At 52.1% G+C, this 3,558-nt stretch carries 3 protein-coding genes; all 3 read right to left on the minus strand.

Annotation, left to right across the window (positions count from 1 at the left end):
- Window positions 1-759, minus strand: a 759-nt coding sequence (locus tag EI28_RS12105) for an NAD(P)-binding domain-containing protein (protein WP_048115160.1), incomplete at its 3' end; no start/stop codon positions are given.
- Window positions 759-1,505, minus strand: a complete 747-nt coding sequence (locus EI28_RS12110; RefSeq protein ID WP_082223167.1) for an NTP transferase domain-containing protein — start codon at window positions 1,503-1,505, stop codon at window positions 759-761. The genes EI28_RS12110 and EI28_RS12105, both read right to left, overlap by 1 nt.
- Window positions 1,506-1,855: 350 nt before the next feature.
- Entirely contained in the window at window positions 1,856-3,043 is a 1,188-nt protein-coding gene (locus tag EI28_RS12115) for a CDP-glycerol glycerophosphotransferase family protein (RefSeq protein ID WP_048115164.1), read from the minus strand.
- Between the last annotated feature and the right edge of the window lie 515 nt (window positions 3,044-3,558).

The following is a 3,558-nucleotide window of genomic DNA, read 5'->3' on the forward strand; positions in this document are numbered from 1 at the left end:
GCGGCTTTTATCCACGTTGGCGGTCAGGTTGAAATCTCCAAAGCAGCAGAATTTCGTGAATATCCCTTCATCAAGAGAAATAGCCCGTAAAAAGATGCACATCTCCTTGTAGCACATGTTGAGGAAGGTGTAGTGCTCGTTATGGTTGCCGTAAACCGAATCCCACATCCCCGTTCCGATGGCGTATACGTTCTTCAGCACGCCGCATAACTCGACCGCTCTGATATCGTCCGAAAAATCCAGGACGAATTCACCGAACAGGCCCAACATTGTTCTTCTCAGCGACGGGTCGTCGCCGGCACCTATCGTGGCACCGGCGATATGGCCGTAGGCAATCTCATCGGCGAAGGTCGGTCCTGAGAAACAGGCTATGTCCGGGTTGCCCGTTTCATCGCGGATAATTTCGCTCATCGTTTTGAGCGACGGATACTCCAGCCCTTTGGCTACCGTGACGAGGAACTTGCCTGTGAGTTCGTCGTGGGTAGCGGTAACGATAGACCGGACTTCACTTGAGGGCACAGCGATGATTACAGCCTCGCAGTCCGCGAGATCCAATCTCTCGTCCATCTGTCTTGCACGGATATTGGGGTTCAGGCGCAGGCCCGGGAAATAACGTTTGTTGCAATTGTCGGTGTTGATCGAATCCACAACCTCCCGCTTCCTCCCGAACACGATAACCTCTCCGGCCCTCCCGGATATGCTCTGCGCAATGGCGGTGCCCATGCTGCCGGCGCCGATGACCCCAACTTTCGATATCATCAAAACCGCCCCCGTGCACCGGCGGCTATGCCCGCGATGCTCTCGGCATACCTGAGGTCCCGGATATCGTCGATCTCCGTCCATTTCAGTCCGTTCGTGAACGAGTATGCAAGGTTCCCGCTCTCTGACAGGGACTGGTAGATGAAGTCGTAGTAGTTATTCGGATCCCCCGAAACCAGGGCATTCAGCAACCGTTTCGCTTCGCCGATATCCCTGCCGGCGATCTTCGAGATACCGATGAACTCCCCTGTCGCGTTTACTATCGGGACGGTTTTTCCCATCTCTTCGATCCGGCCGTTTACTATCTTCACTTTAAACGATTCTTCCGTGAGCGGCTTTGTATTGTCAACCACAATCGCGGTCTGATCTATCTTCAATAAATTGTCCAGGATGGCACGATCGTACAGCACGTCGCCGTTAAAGATGACAACATCGTCATGTATGCCAGATAGCCCGATATTGAGGGAATAGGCTGTGTTCGTCGAGAGGTAGTCACCGTTACGAACCAGATTGAGCCGAACGCCATAGGTTCTCTCCAGTGTCGTGCAGGCTTTCCGTACCATATCCGCCTTGTACCCGATGACGATGGTGACCGCGTCTACATCAGAAGACACCAGATCCGAGACTATTCGTTCCAGCAGCGTGCAATTGTCGATTGTAAGCAGGCATTTCGGGCCGATCTTCTCGAGATCGATGTCTCTGCCCAATCTTCGTCCACATCCCGCTGCCAGGATTACGCCGATCAAAGTGAAACACCGCTCTTATTTATCGTGCGATATACGCCTGTAGATTATAACAATATTTGGTTATTAACTGTGCGTATCAACCGGTCGTGTTGCTGAGGTTCTCCCCAAAACCGCCTGCAAGCCTTTGGCGCACCTGGTACAAAGCGATCATATGCGGGATTTCTGCCGTGTGGACTGTACCATGGTCTGAAATGAGCATGCTTTTATTCTGGCAGCGATGTGGGGAGATGCGTCCGCCGAATGCATAACTTCCGGGAGGTGCAAGCCGTGACCCGGAGGGTGCTTGAAAGGCTCAAAGTCTCCTGGTAGGTCCACCCGAAAGATTCTGCGACATCTCCAACCAGATCTGATTAACGCTGCTCGATCAGTCTGCAGACTCTTTCAGATGCGAGTTCGTCGGTGTACCTGAACAATAACCGTCGTAGCCTGATCCTCTCCGGTTCCCATCTGTCCGGGCCGGCGAGGGCATTCGTAAGCGCTTCTATCAGTTCATCGACATTGGTGGAGACCTCTCCCGGTGCCCAGTCGCGAAACGGTTCGAGAATAAATCCTCTTTGATCCCGGTACTCCCCAATATCGGGCACGTGGAAGACGATCGGTCGGTTCAGGTGAAGAAAGTCGAAGTACACCGACGAGTAGTCGGTGATCAGGATATCGACGGCGTTCAGGAAGTCGTAGATGGTATCACCTGATTTCCGCAGGTCATCGTTTAAGAGTATGTGGATATGCTCTCCGTTATACGCTTGGAAGAGATTCTCGTCGTGAGAGTGCGGTTTGCAGACAAAAAGCAGATTCTCGTCCTTCACGAACCGGCGAAACTTCTCGCTTGCGAGGATCTCTTCGAGGATTTTACGGCTCGCACCGGTATCATATTCCCGGAAGGTGGGAAGATACAGTAGAAGCCTCTTTTCAGAAGTGCCGTCCCGGCCGAGGATACGGCATAGTACGTTTATCCCGGCAGCTCTGGGCCTGTAAAGAGCATCGCACCGGGGTTGTCCAAGGACCAGAACCTTACCGGGATCGATCAGGAAAGCGGAAGAGAAGATCAGCCGCTCGAGTTCTGAGGGTGTGATAAGATAGTCCACGGAGTTCGCAAACCTCCGCAGCCTCCATGTTGCAGAGAGTCTCGCGGCGGCGTTCGGAAAGTCGGTATCGGCAAAGTACCCGATCGTCTTCAGCGGGAGGCCGTGCCATAGTTCGATGCTTACCTGGTTTCTGGACTTCCAGGCTGGTGTGCCGTGGGTGCTGATGATGTACTTTGCCGTCAGCGCATGGTAGAGGTATTCACGTGAGCGGCGGATGACGTGGTTTGCATTGATGGGTGAGTAGACGCACCAGATCAACTGATGGGTTCTATCGAGGCCGGATTCGAGCATTTTGTCGTAGACGTACTTTGCGTTGTCGGAGTAATCGGGCACCGAGAAGAACAGGATTTTATGCTCATCTTTCGGCACGAGCAGTGATACCGCTGAAAAAAGAAGGGTGCCTGCATCATAGGCCAGCGATCGGATGCCGTTGACGATACTGCGAGGGACCATTGGATCGAGGGGATATACTCGCGTTCTCATTGTTTAAGTAAACGGTTGGGGGACAGGGCGATTTGGTGGAACTGGGTGGGGTCGCATGGGCGGTTGGCTGCTTGGTGGAGCGTTTGAGGGGTTGTATGAATGAACTGGGGGGCCAAGGAGGCAGTGTTACCCGGGATAGATGAAGAGGGTGCGTACCGGGTGATTGTGGGACATATTAGTGCATACAGCCGTGAATTGTATCTACTATCATAGTTGGTTTAAAAAAATCATAAATTACACCATAATCCCACGAGTTCCGTATTTCGATAAGGTATAAGTTAATGTCTATCAAATTGATTTGTCTGAATCGATCTGTTGTGACATATCAGGATGCGGGAAATCTGCAAGGACTGTACATCTCAAACGAGGCATAAAAAGACATGATTGGAGTGCAACATGACGATGAGTATGCAGTTGAGGAAGTGTTTCAGTTACTGAAGGTTCCCTGGGAATGGTATACCCCGACATCCAGGTATGATGTTGTC

The sequence above is a fragment of the Methanoculleus sp. MH98A genome (assembly GCF_000691865.1).
Taxonomy (GTDB): domain Archaea; phylum Halobacteriota; class Methanomicrobia; order Methanomicrobiales; family Methanoculleaceae; genus Methanoculleus.

Coding starts and splice junctions, on each gene's coding strand:
- EI28_RS12115 (WP_048115164.1), bottom strand. CDS start 3,043: ATGGTCCCTCGCAGTATCGTCAACGGCATCCGATCGCTGGCCTATGAT.